Genomic DNA, 17,628 nt, shown 5'->3' with positions numbered 1-17,628 from the left:
CTCCTTATGCTTTTTTCACATCAACAAGGTTTGTAAGCTGTGGATTTGCCTTGGCAAGCGGTGTTGGCCGCTGCGACGTAAGTACATTTACCGACCCCCGTTGATCCAGCCCATCTTTATCAGGTGTGTACCATGCACCTTGAGGAATCCCCACAACTCCGGGAGTGATACGTGACGTTACCTTTAACTCAATAAATAGAGATCCACGCTCATTTTGGACCTGGACACGGTCACCATTCTTAATCCCCCGTTTTTCTGCATCCTTTGGATTCATCCACATTTCTTGTTTTGCCGCTTCCTCCAGCCACGGCTGATTATCATAGGTTGAGTGACATCTCCTCTTATAATGCCAGCTTATTAACTGTAATGGGTACTTCTCTTTTAATGGATCCTCTGGTCCTTCCCAGGAAGAAATATATTTCGCGATCGCCGGAATTTCGTCATGCCTATTCATGTCCCATAATGTCTTTGAGAATAATTCGATTTTTCCCGATGGAGTTTCAAATGGGTGATTTTCAAGATCATCGATTTGTTCCTTAAAAGCGACAAGTGGTGCATCATATTTAAAGTGATGTACCCCCTTCTTACGGAAGTCCTCAAAAATCGGGAAGTTTGGATCCAGCTCTTTTTTCGTCCTTTCCACACTTTCTTTAACCAAATCAAGGGTTGTTTTTCCCTCTGTAAATTTTTCCTTTACTCCTAATTTTCCTGCCACTTCTGCAAACACATCATATTCATCACGGCATTCATAGAGTGGGTCAATTGTTTTATCGCCAAAAACAACATAGTCGCCAAAACACCATGGGACACCAATATCATAGCGTTCAAAGAACGTTGTACCAGGTAATAAAATATCGGCAAACTTGGCACTTGGCGTCATAAAGAGATCACTGACAACAATAAATTCAACCTTGCTTTCATCCTCAAGCAGCTTAACCGTTTTATTGATATCAGCATGCTGATTGATCAGCATATTTCCAGCCATATTAAAAATACATTTAATATTTGTTGTTAATCTTTCTGTGCCGACTAACCCATCTGCTGCTGTCATTTCTGTCCCTTTCTCCACTGCCTTCGTCCAAAGGAAACAAGGGATGGATGCCTTGACTGGATTTTCGTATGAAAACGGATAAACAATATCTGAACGGCTCCAATAGCCAGTTGCTGCTGCCCAGCCCCCAAGCTTCCCCACATTTCCTGTCAAACAGGCAAGCTGGGCACCACCGCGCATGAATTGCTCACCATATGCCTGCCGTTGTGCCGCCCAACCCTGAATAAGTGCTGCAGGCTTCGTTTTCGCATATTCTCGGGCAATTTCACGAATCTTATCTGCTGGTACACGGCAAATCTTTTCAGCCCATTCGGGTGTTTTGGCAAAGCCATCACTAACACCTAATAAGTAGCTTTTTAAAGACTCTTCCCCCGCTACCCCATCAGGCATATGCTCTCCATCAAAGCCAATACAGTATTTATCAAGAAATGCTTGATCATGTAATTTCTCCGTAATAATGACATACCCCATTGCATCCATCAACGCATTATCAGTCGTGGGGAGAATCGGAATCCATTCATCGGCAAACGCAATTGCAGTATCCGTATATCGGGGATCAATCACAATGATTTTTGCACCATTTTTCTTTGCTTGCATCAAATATTCACGGTACGGTGTCGAAAAAATCATCTCTGACGGATTTTGTCCCCACAAAATGATATATTTCGAGTGTAAAAGAGAATCAAAGCTGCTTCCGGAATTATTCGTCCCGTATGTATATGGCGTGGCTACATTTCCCGCCCCAGAACTATAGTCATTACTATAATTTAAATAGCCCCCTGCAAGTGATAATAGTTTCCTAGCGGCATTCTTACCTCCATGTAAACCCCAGCTTTGCCCTGATGCATAGTTGACATATCTAGACTCTGGACCGTATTGATCACCAATTCGCTTTACCTCGGATGCAATGGTTTCGATTGCCTCATCCCATGAAATGCGCGTAAATTTCCCTTCACCACGTTTACCTACTCGTTTCATCGGATATTTAAGGCGGTCAGGGTGATAGAGCATACTTCGATAATTTCTACCTCTTACACAGGCTCTTAAGGGCGGTGTAGATAAATCACCGCTTTCCTGTGTATCTGTACTGACACGAACCACCACGCCATCCTTCACATGAGCTTTAATGACACAGCGGCCCCCACAATTATTAATACTGCAGGTTGAAATAATTTTTTCGGTGTCCTTGGCACTCACAATCTTCGTTTCTTCTTTACGTTCCACAAGCATCTTTGTGCCAATTCCCCCAGCGATAACGGGAATCCCAATAGCCCCGGACCATTTCAAAAAAGTCCGCCGCTGCATTTTATTCGTTAAAAAGTTCGTTAAATGGTTATTTTCAGTCACCGGTCAATACCTCCCTTATTTCCACTAAGTATGTTAAATCTTGGATTAAATAGTCTTCGAGAAGCATTGCTGCCCCCAAATATAAATGACTTTTGGTATTCTCAATGACTCTTTCACAAAAGAATGGAATCCAGACAGTTAGATGTTTTTCCAGAAAATGAATTTGGCTGGCGATTAATTCCAGGATCCTTTCAGGCTTGGTCTCTTGCAAGCTTAAATCCGTAAGAAAGATCATAAATTCCAATTCAAGTAATAAGTGGTCATCAGGCTCATTATTTTCTTTTATATTTTGAAGACCAAATTGATGGTATTGCTCTCTGATTTGATACATCCATTCTTCGAATAACAGCTGATCCTTACTCCTGTAATAAGACTCCCAAGGGGGTGCCGTAAATGGCCCTGGACCAACGAATAGCCTTTGATATTCTTCATTCTCCTTTTTAATTTGTTCAGTAGATAGATGGTCAAAAAAGTGGCAAAGAATTTTTCCACCCTCATAAACTTCTTCTAATTCATGGAAATTAGCGCTATTCCGAATTTCTCCTAATAACATATTTGTTGGTGGTAAAAATATCAGATGGAGGAATTGATAAAGTTTTTTCCTCGATAATAAAAATGGATGTAATTGATTATGTAAAGGTTCAGTTGTTGTCGCCATGCCCTCATTCCCCTCGATTGTGAAATATTTCACATAATTATTCAAATTTTTTTCACCACTTTTCCTAATTACTTCAGATAGACCTTATATTTTTATCTTACCTCATTTTGCCAAAGTTGGAATCACTTTGTGCAATTATTCACATTATAGTCATAATCCGGAGGATGAGTATAATGGAGAAGAATTTTTTCAGTTATAAAGAAAATGTGTATAATAGGAGGGTCTACTAAACAGCAAAGGATGATCCCCATGAATATTATTGGCCATGAAGTTGAAAAACTAGAAGACCCATTTGGTTTATTATCAGGTGACCGCTATGAATTTTTCCTCGAACTTGAAATTGACGCGGAGGATGAACTTTACTCTGAAAAAGGTGTTGGCTTAAAAGTGATTTACGTCAGTGATGACAGTGGTGACAAAATTACCAACTATTATTTTTATGAACGCGGGAGCGAGAAGGTTTTTGATTTCGCGCTTGAAGAAGACGAGGAAGTACTAGTTCTGACCTATTGCTGTCAGCATCGAGAAGAATAATGAAAAAGCAGGGAGTTTGGATACTCCCTGCTAACATATTTCATTACATAAAATTCTTACTATGATTATGAATAACCTGAAGTTCTTTAGTTGATTGACTCATTTCACTTTTGCAAATGGGACAAAGGGGAACTTCACTGCTTTTAAAATTATCACGAACCCAGCACTTACAATTCTCTGAATTACATACCCAAATCTTAGTCTCTTCCAATTTGATTTCTTCATCATTTTTTCTACCAAACGCCAAAACGATCACTCCTTATAATTAGTTATGACTGTTTTTGAACACTTTGTTTGTAAGTTCTGATTCTATTAATCTAGAAATCATTATATAGATAAAAAAGTGATGCCTTCATTTATGCATCACCCATTTATTTTAAGAAAATTAAACTGTTTTTACGTTAGCTGCTTGTGGTCCACGAGCGCCTTCAACGATTTCAAAAGAAACCGATTGGCCTTCTTCTAATGTTTTGAAGCCTTCTGATTGAATAGCTGAGAAGTGAACGAATACATCTTGACCGCCATCAGCTTCAATAAATCCGAAACCTTTTTCTGCATTAAACCATTTTACTTTACCGTTATTCATGGATTTTACCCCCAACAATTTGTTCACTTTAAGTTAATCGTCTATTTAAAATAATAAAAAAGACGTAATTACACGATTGGGTAAAGGATATCACCCACATGTTCGTGCAGTTACGAACTTAACACAATAAATATTAACGTACATTAAAGCGTAACTCTATTTTATCGTAATTTGCTTCTAAAGTCAATTGAATTTCTAAAACTAGGAAATACTGAAAATATTTTGTATTAAAAAAGATGAAACCATATTGGGTTTCATTTTTTGTGAAAATCCCCTTGCAAAAAGATCTCCATAAAATTGACGATAAATTTTTGTATGTCTGCCTCCATACCAATGTAATCTAAACTTTCCGGCGGCTCTTTATCAGGTTTTGGGCGAAAATCAGCAATACTTTTGCCTTTGGCATTGCCAAATTCCTCTACTGTGACACGACGGGGAAAATATTTAACGAGATCAGGGATGGTTAAAGCCATGAGAGGGAGAACATCATGCAGTGGTGCTCCATGAATTCCTGGAACATTTTTTTGATATGCCTTAAAATAATAATCAAAAGCCGGTTTTAATAAGGGTTTAAATGGAGTTGGGCTGTTTTCGCTAAGAAAATTAATAATATCCGGTGTAATGATGGCTTTATTCGTAATATTTAACGGATGTAAATAGATATTGTGTGCTTTTTCCATTACGGTATTTGCTGCAATCGGGTCTATATAAAAGTTTGCCTCCGCTTCAGCGGTAATATTCCCGGGCACTAGAAATGCCCCTCCCATGATATAAAAAGCGGCGACATCTTTTAAGGCGTTATTCCCATATAAGATAAACATCAATGCTAACTCTGTTAATCTTCCAACAGAAACGATCACAAGATCTCCTTTATATTGATTAACAATTTCAAGAATTTTGTTGATATCATAAACGTTGACATTTTTTATCGTATCCGGCGGCTTAATGGGGCCCAAACCTTCCTTACCATGAATCTCTGGATAATACTGGATTGATTCACCAGATAAAGGGCCTGCTGTACCGGCAATAATCGGAATATCCTCTCTTTTACCTAACCTTAATAAATAAGCTGTATTCTTTACAGATTGCTCTTTGGGCGTATTTCCATAGCCACTGACAATACCCACTAAATTTATTTTCGGATTAAGTAAGGCATACATGATTGCAAACGAATCATCGATACCAGGGTCTGCAATCATAAGTACATTATAGGCCATTTCCCATCCTCCATTATTTTTTATCATTTCCTTGTTAACATTATGAAAAAAACGTTAATGAAAGAACATGACGAAAAGGAAAAACCGATTCGTGAGCAATTCGAATCGGCTCTGAGCTTTATTTAATTATGCTTCTTTTTTTATCTTTGGAGCTGCCTTTTTTCTTGGTGCCGCTGCTTTTTTGGGCTTGGTTCGGTCGATTGATGCCTGCAATGCTGCCATTAAATCAGTGACATTTGAAGCAGGTTCCTTTGTTGCAGCAGTCACTGTTTCTTTGCCGCTGCGTTTCGATTCAATAAGTTCAAGCAGTGCAGTCCTGTATTCATCTGTATATTTTTCAGGCTCAAATTCGGTTGTTAGCTGGTCAATCAATAATATGGCCGTATCTAATTCTCTTTTCGTTACTTTATCCTCTGCAGGAACATTTGGGACATCCCCGGCTTTGCGAACCTCGTCAGGATAATGAATAGTTTCCATGACTAAAGTATTTTCATACACACGGATGACAGCCATCTGTTCCTTAGAACGGATGATGATTTTAGCTAGACCAACCTTCTGGGATTCCTGTAACGCCTTGCGTAACAACGAATAAGCTTTTCCTCCGCCATCGTTGGGAGACATATAATAGCTCCGATCAAAGTAAATCGGATCAATTTCTTCAATTTTGACAAAATCAATGATTTCTACTGCCTTTTCTTCATTTTCCTTCCGCAGCTTTTCTAAATCTTCCTGATCAAGTACAACAAATTTTCCTTTTGTATACTCGTACGCCTTGACGATATCTTCTGGTTTAACCTCTTCCTCACAAACAGAGCAAATTTTTTCATACTTAATTGGTGCATGGCATTTGTTATGCAGGGTCCTTAGTTTTATATCTTTATCTTCTGTCGCCGTATGAAGTTTGATAGGGATGTTTACAAGTCCAAAGCTGATACTTCCTTTCCACATCGTATGCATAGGAAATTCTCCAATCTTTTTGTTTTTTATTTTGTGATTCTTCCATCAGATACATTCCTAAAAACAATTGGAAGTGGATGAAGTCGTCCATAATGAAGCAAAATATTGAAAAAAGGAAGGATAAAAAATCAATGAAGCCGATGCTGCCAAGTTTAACCTTTGATGTGCCTGTCCGGCCTGATCGGTTGTACGAGGTTAAATATGATGGATTTAGAGCCATATTAACCTGGAATTCCAAGGGGATCGAATTAACAAGCAGAAACGGAAAAGAGCTTTTTCCACAGTTCCCTGAATTAAAAGAGTTTTTATCCAAACATGAAAAACATTTAAAACCATTTTGGCCACTGCAGCTTGATGGAGAGCTAGTATCCCTTGAAAACACATACAAAGCGAATTTCTCTGCCATCCAGGTACGAGGCAGGTTAAAGTCCGCCAAAAAAATTATCGAGCAGGCAACCCATTCTCCCTGCCGCCTTATGGTTTTTGACTTACTATTGTTAAAAGGGAAACCGCTCCATTCCCTGGCCTTTCATAAACGAAAAGCTGAACTTAGTAATTTTTTTAAGACGATTGGGTTTAAATTGGACCCTGATCCCTATAGTGACCAGCTGCTCCAGTTTGTTTCAGCCTCTGAGGATTTTAATAAGCTATGGGAAAAAGTGGTACTATATGATGGAGAAGGCATAATTGCCAAATCTAAAAACAGTCTTTGGGAGGAAGGTAAACGCACGTTACACTGGCTAAAGTATAAGAATTGGAAATATGTCAGCTGTTTCATTACTTCCTTTGAGAAAACCAATGGCTATTTTCACCTTGGGGTGTATAAAGAAAAGAAGATCTTTCCAATTGGTCAAGTTCTATTCGGCTTTAAACCTGAAGAAAAGGATGCACTAAAGCAAACGATTAAACAAAATCAGATAGGCGAGGATACCCAATTTATTTATGTGAATCCTGGAATCTGCCTCGAAGTGAAATATTTAGAGCTATATGATAACCAGCTGCGTGAGCCCCATTTTGACCGCTTCCGCTTTGAATTGGAGCCAGCTGAATGTACATATGACCACTTTGTGTTTGCACAGAAAAACCTGCCTAAGGACTTGGAAATTACCCATCCTGATAAACCGTTATGGGAAAAACTTGCCATTCAGAAAGCGGATTATATTCTGTATCTGCGCGAAATTTCTCCTTACATGCTGCCTTTTTTAACGAATCGCTTATTAACCGTCATTCGTTATCCGCATGGAATGTTTGGCGAGGCCTTTTATCAAAAAAATTGTCCCGATTATGCACCAGAATTTATTCAGACATACCTGGCTGATGGAATTGATTTTATCCTGTGCAATAATTTGAAGACACTCGTTTGGCTGGGGAACCAACTGGCGATTGAATTCCATGTTCCCTTTCAAACCATTAACAGTAAGGGACCAAGCGAGATTGTTTTTGACTTGGATCCTCCCTCAAAGGAGGCATTCAAATTGGCAATAAAAGCAGCACTTTTAATAAAGGAAGTACTTGACCAATTGAATTTAATCGGGTTCATCAAAACATCCGGTAATAAAGGGCTGCAAATTTACCTTCCTCTCCCGGAAAATGTTTACTCCTATGAGGATACAAGGCTTTTTACAAGCTTTGTTGCAGAGTATTTAATATCCAAGGACCCTGATTCTTTTACAATTGAACGAATGAAAAAAAATCGCGGGAAAAGGTTATATGTTGATTATGTACAACATAGTGAAGGAAAAACAATTGTTGCCCCTTACTCATTACGGGGAAATGAACATGCTGGTGTTGCCACCCCGCTTTATTGGGATGAGGTGGATGAAAAACTGGAGCTTGTTTCGTTTAATATGGAAAATGCCCTCAAGCGAATTCGCGATCAGGGTGATCCATTTAGGAATTATTTTCAAACAAAACAAATCCAACCGTTTGCACCCGTTCTAGAAATTTTAAAAAAAGGTTAAAAAGGATAAGGCAAGCCTTATCCTTTCATCATCTTTTCGATTACTTGCTGTGCCTCTGACTGCAGCAGCTCATATGTTTGCTGTTCAGTAAAATCATTTTTCGAGTCTAGACTATATGATTCCTCATCAAGGTTAACCACGATTGAAGCTTGATAAAGATAGGTAGCATTTCCAATTAGATCAATTGAATAGGTCCCCTCATATTTATGGACAACACATTGAACTCTGCCACCATTATTATATACATCTATTGTCTTCTCAAATTCATTAAGTCCTGTTAAACAAGTAACAAGCGAGGAAGCTGACATGGCTGTACCACATGCATTTGTAAAACCTACACCACGTTCATAGGTTTTAACATAGATAGGGCCATCCTGCAGCGGTTTTACAAAGCTTACATTTACGCCATCCGGGAATAAGTCATTAGGTCCATTTACTTTTTCACTAAGTTGTTGTTGAAGATCAATTTGCAGCTGATTGGCTTCTACAATCGCAATTAAATGAGGATTCGGTACCGCAAGCGCCGTAAATCTTAATTCTTCGGACAGTTCAGTAATTCTTTCATTGAATAGCGTTGGTTTATGTAAATTTAATGGTAACGCCTTTAATTCAAATTGTACCGGAGAAATTTCCACTTGATAAGTATGGACATCTTGGAAGAGGTCAATTTGTTTACTTACCTTAAGATTTGCTTTCATGGTTTCAATCACTGCTTCATTTAATCCTTGATGTTCACAAACATATCTTGCCACAAGGCGGAGTCCATTACCACACATGGATGCCTCTGAGCCGTCAGCGTTAAATACACGCATTCTTCCATCGGCGTGATCGCTCTTCATTACAAAAAGAATCCCGTCGGCACCCAAATCAGCATTCCGATTACATAACAATCGAGCAAGTTGTGATCGATCGTCATCAGAAAAAGAATAATCATTCTTTATTTCATCAATGATTAGAAAATCATTTCCTGAACCATGACCTTTTATTAAGTCGATTTGCACAGTAAAACCCCCACAATATTGTTTTATTTATCATCATATCAAACATTGCTATTGAGGGGAACTATCCAATCCGCTATCTTTCGATAAAATATTCGTTAATGAGAAATGACATTCGGAGGAGCTTGTCCTCTTCAGATAAGACATCACTAAATGAAAGGACGGGCGTATTTGGTTCTGGAAACAGCGGATCCCATTCCAACGGCATCCATCCCCTGCGAAGCCGTCCTATATCTTGATGACGGTGATCCAGCACCTTTTCATCCATAAAAACAGAAGATCCTTCTATAGAACCAACATACCGTCCAAAGCCGTCGAACAATTCCTTTTGGGCTTTTCTCCATCCCTGACTCTTTTTTTCAAATCTGCCCAACAAAAATCTATTACGACCGAATACTTCAATCTTCATAGATTTTTTCCCTTTAACTTTAAAGAACCCAAGTACTTCATTATTAATATTGTAAAGGGCAAATGTGCTCGAAGGCTTTAACCGTTCCCAACCGCTTCCACGGTACTTTTTTACCATCCCCGCCAAATGACCGTTTGGAAAATAGAAATGTAACCGTGAGGATTGGGTGTTCATATACATCAACAAAAGATGTCGTGCTTCAAATATTGACTGCTTGCAGCTCTCTGATTTAACGATATTCCTGCTTATTCCTATCGATTGTTTCATTCTAAACAGATAGAGTTGAAAATTGATCATGCTAAAAATAAGAAATGGAATGGTAAATAGCATGATGTCCCTATGCTTAATAATAGAAAGATTTAAAGCCACTATCATGATTGTCGGAACTAGTGCTGCAATACTACCATTTAAGTTCAAATTAGCTGTATCCCGGTAATATTCATTTATTTTCATCCATAAAACTCCTTATCAATTCCTCTACTATCAGTTTATTTTCTAGTAATTAAAAAAATGATAGAATTTTTCTGATTCCAAACAAAAAAAGAAGAAACTCATTTGAGGCTCTTCTCTTATGCATTAATATAGTTAAGGATGGACGAAATCGAGTTTTTCGCATCCTCATAACCTTGATTATACAAGTCATCTAACCTTTTCGGATTTCTTTCCATTCTTCCGACCTGTAACGGCTCTGTCGGACGAATAATAAGGGCATTTCCGGATTTCTCTTCTTCTTCCAAGTAAGCAACTGTTTCATTGTAAGTTTGGTATCTTTTCCTAAGTGACTGTTGCAAGCCTTTATATTCAGGATATTTCCGACCAACAAGAAACTGAAATTTAGAAGGTTTTTTCAAATACCCTTCATTCCTTGTTAAAATGACGATATTTTTTTTAAAACCATCCATTTGTGCTTTTTTGATGGGAATTGGATCACTAATACCGCCATCTAGTAAAATTTTGTCCTTATACCGAATTTCCGGAGCAATAAACGGCAATGAGCTCGATGCTCGTAAAACGGTTAGAAGATCCTTCTCATAATCTTGCTTTTTAAAATAAACAGGCTCTCCTGTCAGACAATCTGTCGTCCCGACGACAAATTCTGAAGGACTATTATAAAACTCATCATAATGGTATGGTACATGTTTATTGGGAATTTCATCAAAAATGAAATCCATTCCAAAAAATTGCCGATTTTTAAAATAGTTCTTCCATGAAATATATCTTTGATCTGAAGCATATTCAATCGTGACAATTTTATTTCTTCCTTTTTGCTTTGACAAATAGGAAGCAGCGTTACAAGCACCTGCAGAAACACCAATTACATATGGGAAAAATAAGTCTCGTTCTAAAAAATATTCAAGGATCCCTGCAGTATAAACACCGCGCATCCCGCCGCCTTCTAATACCAATCCGACTTGATCAATCACACTGCCTCGTCCTCTCTATCTTAACCTTTGCAAAAATACATAATAATCATTATAAAATACCCTTAATAATTTGCAAAACGAAAAGACTTTTCGGGGCAGATCACTGATTATAGCCGTGCAATGAAGCGCACTAATCTAGGACGCTAGTTCTTTTTTCTTAAAAATGACCACACTTAATGCCAGCAAAATTACTATGCAGCCAGCAGCTATAATACTAGCCGGCAGGGTATCATCCGAAATTCCCTTACCTAAAAGTATTTCACCTGCATATCCAGTTAGCTGTGACGGACTCCATTCAAGCAGATTTGAAATGGTACTGCTTACTAGATTAACAACAATAACAACCGCTAATGAACTAAATCCCGCTATTCCTGGTGTTAAAAGTGACGCACTAAAAAATATGGTAATCGTTAAGATAACCGTAAGCCATAAACCATAAAAAAAGAAAGATTGAAAAAAGTCCTCAATAGGAATCCATTCAAATAAAATACCTGTATAATACCATGTAGCAAGATAGCCGATCAAAAAGGAAAACCATACTAACAACACCCCTCCCGCCCATTTTGCGGTTACGAAGGAACGATAGGAAACAGGTTTTACTAAAATCATCGCAGCGACACCGCTTTTTCTTTCCGCAGCTAATATCCCCATCGTTGAGAGGACAATAATTAATACACCGAGAGTAGTATATTGTCCAAGGCCTTGAATCAACACTTCTCCAGCGGATGGCGTAGGGATTTTGATAACTGCCCCTTCAGGCAGTCCTCCAGCTAAATCAAGAATTTGCGGCATGTAATACGTCGTAATTGGCTGCTGAACTCCAATTAAAATGAAGGTTATCGGCACCCAAATCCATTTAAAATTTCTCCACATTTCTACTATTTCTTTTTGCAGTAATGTCATCCATTGGCTCATTTCCCCACCACCTTCATAAACACATCTTCAAGGGTCATACTGCTAATTTCAAATTTCTCCAGCGGCAAATTTTGTTCGGAGATCCACTTAAGGAATGACTGTCTTGCCAAAGCGATATCCTCAACATAAATACTAACTCGATTTCCATCCTTCATTAAGGAATTTGTTAGTTCATGGGAAGAGAAGAATGGAATATAGGCATCTGCTTTCCCACTAAAGTACAAGTCAATTTTGGCTTGTTGGTGCCGTTCACGGAGTTCTGTCATCGTCCCCGATTCAACAATATCTCCTTTATGTAAAAACAGAATTTCATCACAAACTTCTTCAGCATCACTTAAAATATGTGTTGAGAAGAGAATGGTGGTTTCTTTTTTTAATCCTTCAAGAAGATCCAAGACTTCCCTTCTGCCAATTGGATCCAAGGCAGAAACGGGCTCATCCAGCATGATTAGCTGTGGACGATGGATAAGGGCTTGGGCAATACCTAGCCTTTGTTTCATCCCACCTGAATATTTACCAACCTTCCTATTTTTCGCCTCTAAAATTCCAACAAGATGCAGTAGTTCCAGTGATCGTTCTTTTGCTTTCTTGCCTGATAATCCAGCTAATCTGCCAACATAAGATAAAAATTCTAGGCCCGACATCCATTCGTAAAACACAGGAAATTGTGGCAGGTAACCGATTAATTCGCGGATATCCTCACCTTTTTTAGCATCAGTAAAAATAATGCTTCCACTCGTCGGATTCATTAGTCCAGAGAGCATCCTAAGTGTGGTAGTTTTCCCCGCACCATTCGGACCTAATAGAGCAATACATCGCCCTTTTTCCAATGTAAAATCAAGCCCCTTTATTACTTCTGTCCTTTGGAAATTCTTTTTTAAATCTTTTATTTGAATAAGGGACATCAGTTACTTCTCCTTCCAATGACAAAATAAAGAATCGGCCCAATGATGTTAATGAAAAGTATAATCAGTACCCATAACCATTTAGGACCATTCGTTTTCTCTATTTTGACGAGATCAATGATGGCTACAATTAATAAAATAAGCTGAATAATAAGAATTGGAGCGATAATTGGCATATAACTTGCTAAAGAATCCATATTTTTTCCCCCTTTGTTTGTTTTTACATTTATATGACGTTTGAACCAGATAAACGTTCAAAAACCCGGCAAATTTTTTTTGCCGGGTTTCAATAAGGGTTTTTATTTAATTAACCTAAAAATCCAGGGAAATTGATATTCTTCCCCCTCGTATGCCCTAACGGCTGCGATAATACTAAAAATAAGTGCTGCAATCCCAAGTGCCCACAATAGAAAAATACCAATAATGACAATGGTTAAGATTCCCGCTACGATTGAATATACGAAATATGAAATAAAGAAATTAAAATATTCTTTCCCATGATAATCTATAAAAGATGACTCATCCTTCTTTATTAACCAAATTATCAGTGGTGCTAAAATTGGAAAAAATAAGCTTAAAACGTAAATACCTGCACCCATTAACCTTTCTTCACTTTTTATCATGATCATTTCCCCCATTGGAAATATTTTTTCCATACCATACTATTTACTCAATGTCCCTATAAAGGTTTCATAAATTACAAAAAATTCCGCAAAATAATTTTGAAAACGAACAGATTTCTTACTATTCCTTAGGCACATATGTTGCTAAAATAGATAAAATACAATTAACAACATATAGAAAGGTTTTATTATGACAAAAATACTTTTAAAAAATGCTACTATATATCCGGTAACATCTAAACCGCTAAAAAATACCGATGTTCTAATTGAAGATGGAAAAATCAAAAAAATCGGAAGAAATCTCACGACCGATTTAACTGTTAAAATCATCGATTGTTGGGAATTAGCCCTTTTTCCGGGCTTTATTGATGTTCATACCCATTTAGGACTTTATGATGAAGGCACTGGCTGGGCCGGAAATGATGCCAATGAAACCGCTGAAGCCCTTACACCTCATATTCGGGCAATGGATGGGGTTTATCCATTGGATCCTGCCTTCACTGATGCAGTAAAAAGTGGGATAACCACTGTTCACATTATGCCAGGAAGTGCTAATGTGATTGGGGGAACTACTTCTGTAATCAAAACGACGGGAAAAAACATTAAAAAAATGATTGTCCAGGAGATTGCCGGATTAAAAATCGCATTAGGGGAAAATCCAAAGAGAATTCACAGTAATGGCAATAGTGATTCGATTACAAGGATGGGGATTATGGGGATGCTCAGGGAAGCATTCTACCAAGCCATTCATGCTGATAACCCTGAGGAACTAAGGATTACTCCAATTGTGATGGCATTAAAAAGAGAAATTCCGGTAAGAATCCATGCCCACCGTGCCGATGATATCATTTCTGCCCTTAGGTTCGCTGAGGAGTTTAATCTTGATCTACGAATTGAACATTGTACAGAAGGACATTTAATTTCCAGTGAGTTAACCAGAATGGATTTAAAGGTTTCCGTTGGGCCCACATTGACCAGAAGATCCAAAGTCGAATTAAAAAATAAAACATGGAAGACGTATCAGGAATTGACAAATCACGGTGTCGAAGTATCGATTACAACAGATCATCCCTACACGCCAATTCAATACCTGAATATATGTGCCGGCATTGCCGTTCGTGAAGGATTACCGGAACAAAAAGCTCTTGAAGGAATAACCATCCTTCCGGCAAGAAACTTAAAAATAGACAAAAATGTTGGTAGTATTGAAGTAGGAAAAGATGCGGATTTAGTACTTTGGAGCCATCACCCTTTCCATTACTTAGCAAAGCCAAAATGGACGATGATTGGGGGCGAGATCGTCTACACCGAAGAGTAGAATTTTGTTGAAAATTGGTAAAAAATATTATCGAAAAACCAACAAAAAAACTATTTATTTTTTTCTTTTTTTCTTGTATCATACTCTAGATGAAACTGTTTTAGACCTGAAAAATTTGGGGGTTTAAGGACATATTCTGATAACAAAAAAATGATATAGGGAAGGCAAATGGTGCGCCACCAGTTTTACTGGTTCTAGTGGGTTCGATTCCCACCCCGAAATTTTTTACGCAACTTTATAAAAAATTTCGAGGGTGGGCCGCTTCTTAAGATAACGGGATCGGTATGCCCTAATGGAGGGATATTCATGCTGAAGAAACGTGATCTTCAAGACAGCCACACATTGTACGAATTAATGACACACCCTGATGTCTTCCCTTTTGTACGTCAAAAAGCTGATTCCTATGAAGAATTCATTTTTATTACAAAACAAACCATTGAAGCGGAAGAGCGCGGTGAATTAATTTCACGGACGATTCTCGATGAATGGGGTGCTCCAATTGGTACGATAAATCTGTATGATATTGAAGACAATGCCGGATTTTTAGGAACTTGGCTGGGAAAATCCTATCATGGCAAAGGCTATAACAGCCCTGCTAAAGATGCCTTTTTTCAAGAGCTATTTTACGAAGTGGGGATTGAAACAGTTTTTATGCGGATTCGAAAAGTAAATATTCGTTCCATCAAAGCTGCAGAAAAACTGCCATATGTTGTGAAAGCAAATGAGACGCGGAAATCTGTTTATGAGCAATTGAATGCAAATGGTGAAATTTACGATTTATATGAAATCCCAAAAGATTTATACACTTTCCATTTGTTGCGGAATGGCTCACACCAAACAGATTCTTCACAATTATTAGAAGCTTAAAAAGCAATCGGCATCATGCCGATTGCTTTTATTTATGACTATAAAAATAATTCCAGTTATTCCAATACATTTTGTTCAAATGTTTCATTAACATCGCTTAGACCCATTTGGAGCAAAAAATCTTCTAATTCCTCATTTGTTAATGTTTCAAAGCGGCCATCATGAAAAAAAACCTGGGTTTGATTTGGATTGATTCTGTTCATGTTAAAACTCATTCTCTTTGCTCCTTTCATAGATGATTACTTTCTATTATCCACAAAAGGAACAGATTTCATTCCTGAAAATCGAATAGTTTGAAAAATGATAAATGATTACTTTTTGACCACCTTTAAGCTAGATTTTAAATGCCTTTCCGAGCACATCTACTCCCCCTGTTACCGGAATAATGCTCCCTGTAATAAAGTCTGATTTCTCCTCTGTAAGAAAGGTAATCACTCGGGCAATGTCCTCACCCGTACCCTGTCTTCCAAACGAAAGATTTCCGTTATTTGCTTCGAAAGACTCCTCAATATTTCTTTCCTTCCACTCGTTTGTTATATCACCGGGACAGACCATATTAGCCGTGATTCCATGTTCTGCTTCTTCGATTGAAATAGTTCGAGTTAGTGAAGCGAGTCCTGTCTTCGCTGCAGCAAAGGCTGAGCGATAAATCCACCCTGGTGCAGTTTCAACCCTGTCATAACCAAGTGTAATGATTCTGCCCCATTTTTGTTTCCGCATTATCGGAATGATGAGCTTTGACAAATAGAAAACAGCCGATAAATTTCCTTGAATTAAGTAATTCCATTCTTCAAATGTGTAGTCTATTAATTTTTTTCTTTCATGCATGTACGGGCCGGCATTATGAACTAAAACATCGACGGTTGAATAAGCCATAAGGACCTCATTAACAATGCGGAAACAATCTTCCTGGTTGGCCACATCCCCTTGAACGGTAATATTTTTCGTACCAAAACAATCATCCAATTGCTTTGCTAGGAAAACCGCTTCTGATTCACTATTTCGATAGTTGATCACAATCTGATACCCATTTTCTGCAAGCTGTATTGCGGTTTTTCTGCCGATACCAGAAGCTCCTCCTGTAATCAAAGCCGTTTTCTTATTCACAAATCATTACCTCTCTAAAATTAAAAATTCTCTCTTTACTATATGTTAAAAAGAATTGTTTATATATGCAAATTTTAAATAAAACGAACTATTGATAAAATTGTCTCAGGAAACGGCTATCGGAAGTTTTAATAACGGATGGGCAAGAATTTGCATATGATGAGATATCAAATAGCGTATCAATTTTAGCTTCGTGAAAGGATGAAAGTTGATGTTCCCTTGGAATTTATTCCCCTTTAATAAGGATATGAAGGATACAATGCAAAACATGAAGCCAGAGGAAATAGACAAATATGTACAGGACATCATGGGCAAAATCATGCCTTCAAACATGAGAGGAATGATGAACCCACAGGATATGTTCGGCGGTTTTCAATCTTCGGTATCAAAGCAGCAGTCAGAAACAGGTATTTTGAGTTCAACGGCCTTTGAAACCCACGACTTTGTTTTTGTGAGGATCCCGATAAAAAATGAGGAATGGATCAGACAAATCCGTATCTATCATACATCCAATCAACTGATCGTGGAACATATCCCGCAGCAAGAGGATAAACACACTATTACCCTTCCGGCGATTGTCAAAAAGAAAGGAGCAACGGCAAACTTTAAAGACGGCATGCTCGAAGTAAAAATCCCCAAAAATGTTGATATGCAGTTTTCACAAATTGACGTGACAGAAATAATGTGAGCGTCGTTTTTTTTGCATGTTTCTCATATTAAAAAATATGATGACAATAGGGATTCACATAAG

At 38.0% G+C, this 17,628-nt stretch carries 20 protein-coding genes; 5 read left to right on the top strand and 15 right to left on the bottom strand.

Features of this window, described 5'->3' with window-relative positions; genetic code table 11:
* Positions 1-4: 4 nt before the first annotated feature.
* Both ACIQXV_RS06085 and ACIQXV_RS06080 read right to left on the bottom strand, forming a co-directional pair.
* Entirely contained in the window at positions 5-2,398 is a 2,394-nt protein-coding gene (locus ACIQXV_RS06085; RefSeq protein ID WP_402956976.1) for a DMSO/selenate family reductase complex A subunit, read from the bottom strand.
* On the bottom strand, positions 2,391-3,056 hold the full coding sequence (locus tag ACIQXV_RS06080; RefSeq protein ID WP_402956974.1) for a TorD/DmsD family molecular chaperone: 666 nt from the start codon (positions 3,054-3,056) through the stop codon (positions 2,391-2,393). Before ACIQXV_RS06080 ends, ACIQXV_RS06085 begins: the two co-directional genes overlap by 8 nt.
* 249 nt (positions 3,057-3,305) lie before the next feature.
* On the opposite strand from ACIQXV_RS06080, the gene ACIQXV_RS06075 reads away from it, so the two are divergent.
* Positions 3,306-3,590 (top strand): DUF6509 family protein, encoded by a 285-nt coding sequence (locus ACIQXV_RS06075; RefSeq protein WP_402956972.1) that lies wholly within the window; start codon positions 3,306-3,308, stop codon positions 3,588-3,590.
* A 43-nt stretch (positions 3,591-3,633) separates the two neighbouring features.
* Here the strand turns inward: ACIQXV_RS06075 and ACIQXV_RS06070 are convergent, their stop codons facing one another.
* The 4 genes from ACIQXV_RS06070 to ku all read right to left on the bottom strand — a co-directional run bounded on the left by ACIQXV_RS06070 (position 3,634) and on the right by ku (position 6,350).
* Positions 3,634-3,837, bottom strand: coding sequence for a cold-shock protein (locus tag ACIQXV_RS06070; RefSeq protein WP_402956970.1), 204 nt, complete (start codon positions 3,835-3,837; stop codon positions 3,634-3,636).
* Between the two features lie 138 nt (positions 3,838-3,975).
* Entirely contained in the window at positions 3,976-4,176 is a 201-nt protein-coding gene (locus ACIQXV_RS06065; RefSeq protein ID WP_402956968.1) for a cold-shock protein, read from the bottom strand.
* A gap of 254 nt (positions 4,177-4,430) precedes the next feature.
* Positions 4,431-5,393 (bottom strand): nucleoside hydrolase, encoded by a 963-nt coding sequence (locus ACIQXV_RS06060; protein WP_402956966.1) that lies wholly within the window; start codon positions 5,391-5,393, stop codon positions 4,431-4,433.
* 126 nt (positions 5,394-5,519) lie between these two features.
* On the bottom strand, positions 5,520-6,350 hold the full coding sequence (gene ku, locus ACIQXV_RS06055; RefSeq protein ID WP_402956964.1) for a non-homologous end joining protein Ku: 831 nt from the start codon (positions 6,348-6,350) through the stop codon (positions 5,520-5,522).
* Between the two features lie 131 nt (positions 6,351-6,481).
* On the opposite strand from ku, the gene ACIQXV_RS06050 reads away from it, so the two are divergent.
* A complete protein-coding gene (locus tag ACIQXV_RS06050) occupies positions 6,482-8,311 on the top strand; it encodes a DNA ligase D (protein WP_402957149.1) in 1,830 nt (609 codons plus the stop codon).
* Between the two features lie 17 nt (positions 8,312-8,328).
* Here the strand turns inward: ACIQXV_RS06050 and dapF are convergent, their stop codons facing one another.
* The 7 genes from dapF to ACIQXV_RS06015 all read right to left on the bottom strand — a co-directional run bounded on the left by dapF (position 8,329) and on the right by ACIQXV_RS06015 (position 13,585).
* Positions 8,329-9,312 (bottom strand): diaminopimelate epimerase, encoded by a 984-nt coding sequence (gene dapF, locus ACIQXV_RS06045; protein WP_402956962.1) that lies wholly within the window; start codon positions 9,310-9,312, stop codon positions 8,329-8,331.
* Positions 9,313-9,385: 73 nt separating this feature from the next.
* Complete coding sequence (locus tag ACIQXV_RS06040) at positions 9,386-10,171, bottom strand: hypothetical protein (protein WP_402956960.1); 786 nt, start codon at positions 10,169-10,171, stop codon at positions 9,386-9,388.
* Positions 10,172-10,287: 116 nt separating this feature from the next.
* Positions 10,288-11,142, bottom strand: coding sequence for a patatin-like phospholipase family protein (locus tag ACIQXV_RS06035; RefSeq protein WP_402956958.1), 855 nt, complete (start codon positions 11,140-11,142; stop codon positions 10,288-10,290).
* A 135-nt stretch (positions 11,143-11,277) separates the two neighbouring features.
* Positions 11,278-12,057, bottom strand: a complete 780-nt coding sequence (locus tag ACIQXV_RS06030; protein WP_402956956.1) for an ABC transporter permease — start codon at positions 12,055-12,057, stop codon at positions 11,278-11,280.
* Positions 12,054-12,962 (bottom strand): ABC transporter ATP-binding protein, encoded by a 909-nt coding sequence (locus ACIQXV_RS06025; RefSeq protein ID WP_402956954.1) that lies wholly within the window; start codon positions 12,960-12,962, stop codon positions 12,054-12,056. The genes ACIQXV_RS06030 and ACIQXV_RS06025 overlap by 4 nt, the downstream gene beginning before the upstream one ends.
* Complete coding sequence (locus tag ACIQXV_RS06020; protein ID WP_402956952.1) at positions 12,962-13,159, bottom strand: PLD nuclease N-terminal domain-containing protein; 198 nt, start codon at positions 13,157-13,159, stop codon at positions 12,962-12,964. Before ACIQXV_RS06020 ends, ACIQXV_RS06025 begins: the two co-directional genes overlap by 1 nt.
* A gap of 102 nt (positions 13,160-13,261) precedes the next feature.
* Positions 13,262-13,585, bottom strand: coding sequence for a DUF4870 domain-containing protein (locus ACIQXV_RS06015; protein WP_402956950.1), 324 nt, complete (start codon positions 13,583-13,585; stop codon positions 13,262-13,264).
* 190 nt (positions 13,586-13,775) lie between these two features.
* Between ACIQXV_RS06015 and ACIQXV_RS06010 the strand changes: the two genes are divergently transcribed.
* On the top strand, positions 13,776-14,903 hold the full coding sequence (locus ACIQXV_RS06010) for an amidohydrolase (RefSeq protein WP_402956948.1): 1,128 nt from the start codon (positions 13,776-13,778) through the stop codon (positions 14,901-14,903).
* Between the two features lie 306 nt (positions 14,904-15,209).
* Positions 15,210-15,770, top strand: a complete 561-nt coding sequence (locus tag ACIQXV_RS06005) for a GNAT family N-acetyltransferase (protein ID WP_402956946.1) — start codon at positions 15,210-15,212, stop codon at positions 15,768-15,770.
* Positions 15,771-15,826: 56 nt separating this feature from the next.
* Here the strand turns inward: ACIQXV_RS06005 and ACIQXV_RS06000 are convergent, their stop codons facing one another.
* Both ACIQXV_RS06000 and ACIQXV_RS05995 read right to left on the bottom strand, forming a co-directional pair.
* Positions 15,827-15,985, bottom strand: coding sequence for a hypothetical protein (locus ACIQXV_RS06000; RefSeq protein ID WP_402956944.1), 159 nt, complete (start codon positions 15,983-15,985; stop codon positions 15,827-15,829).
* 118 nt (positions 15,986-16,103) lie between these two features.
* Positions 16,104-16,877: an SDR family oxidoreductase gene (locus tag ACIQXV_RS05995; RefSeq protein WP_402956942.1), complete on the bottom strand. Its 774-nt coding sequence runs from the start codon at positions 16,875-16,877 to the stop codon at positions 16,104-16,106.
* Positions 16,878-17,088: 211 nt separating this feature from the next.
* Between ACIQXV_RS05995 and ACIQXV_RS05990 the strand changes: the two genes are divergently transcribed.
* A complete protein-coding gene (locus tag ACIQXV_RS05990; protein ID WP_402956940.1) occupies positions 17,089-17,565 on the top strand; it encodes an Hsp20/alpha crystallin family protein in 477 nt (158 codons plus the stop codon).
* Positions 17,566-17,628 lie beyond the last annotated feature (63 nt).

Source organism: Neobacillus sp. NPDC097160, from assembly GCF_044762155.1.
Taxonomy (GTDB): Bacteria; Bacillota; Bacilli; order Bacillales; family Cytobacillaceae; genus Neobacillus.
The sequence above is the reverse complement of the archived record's forward strand: the minus strand, read 5'-3'. Positions and strand labels throughout refer to the sequence as shown.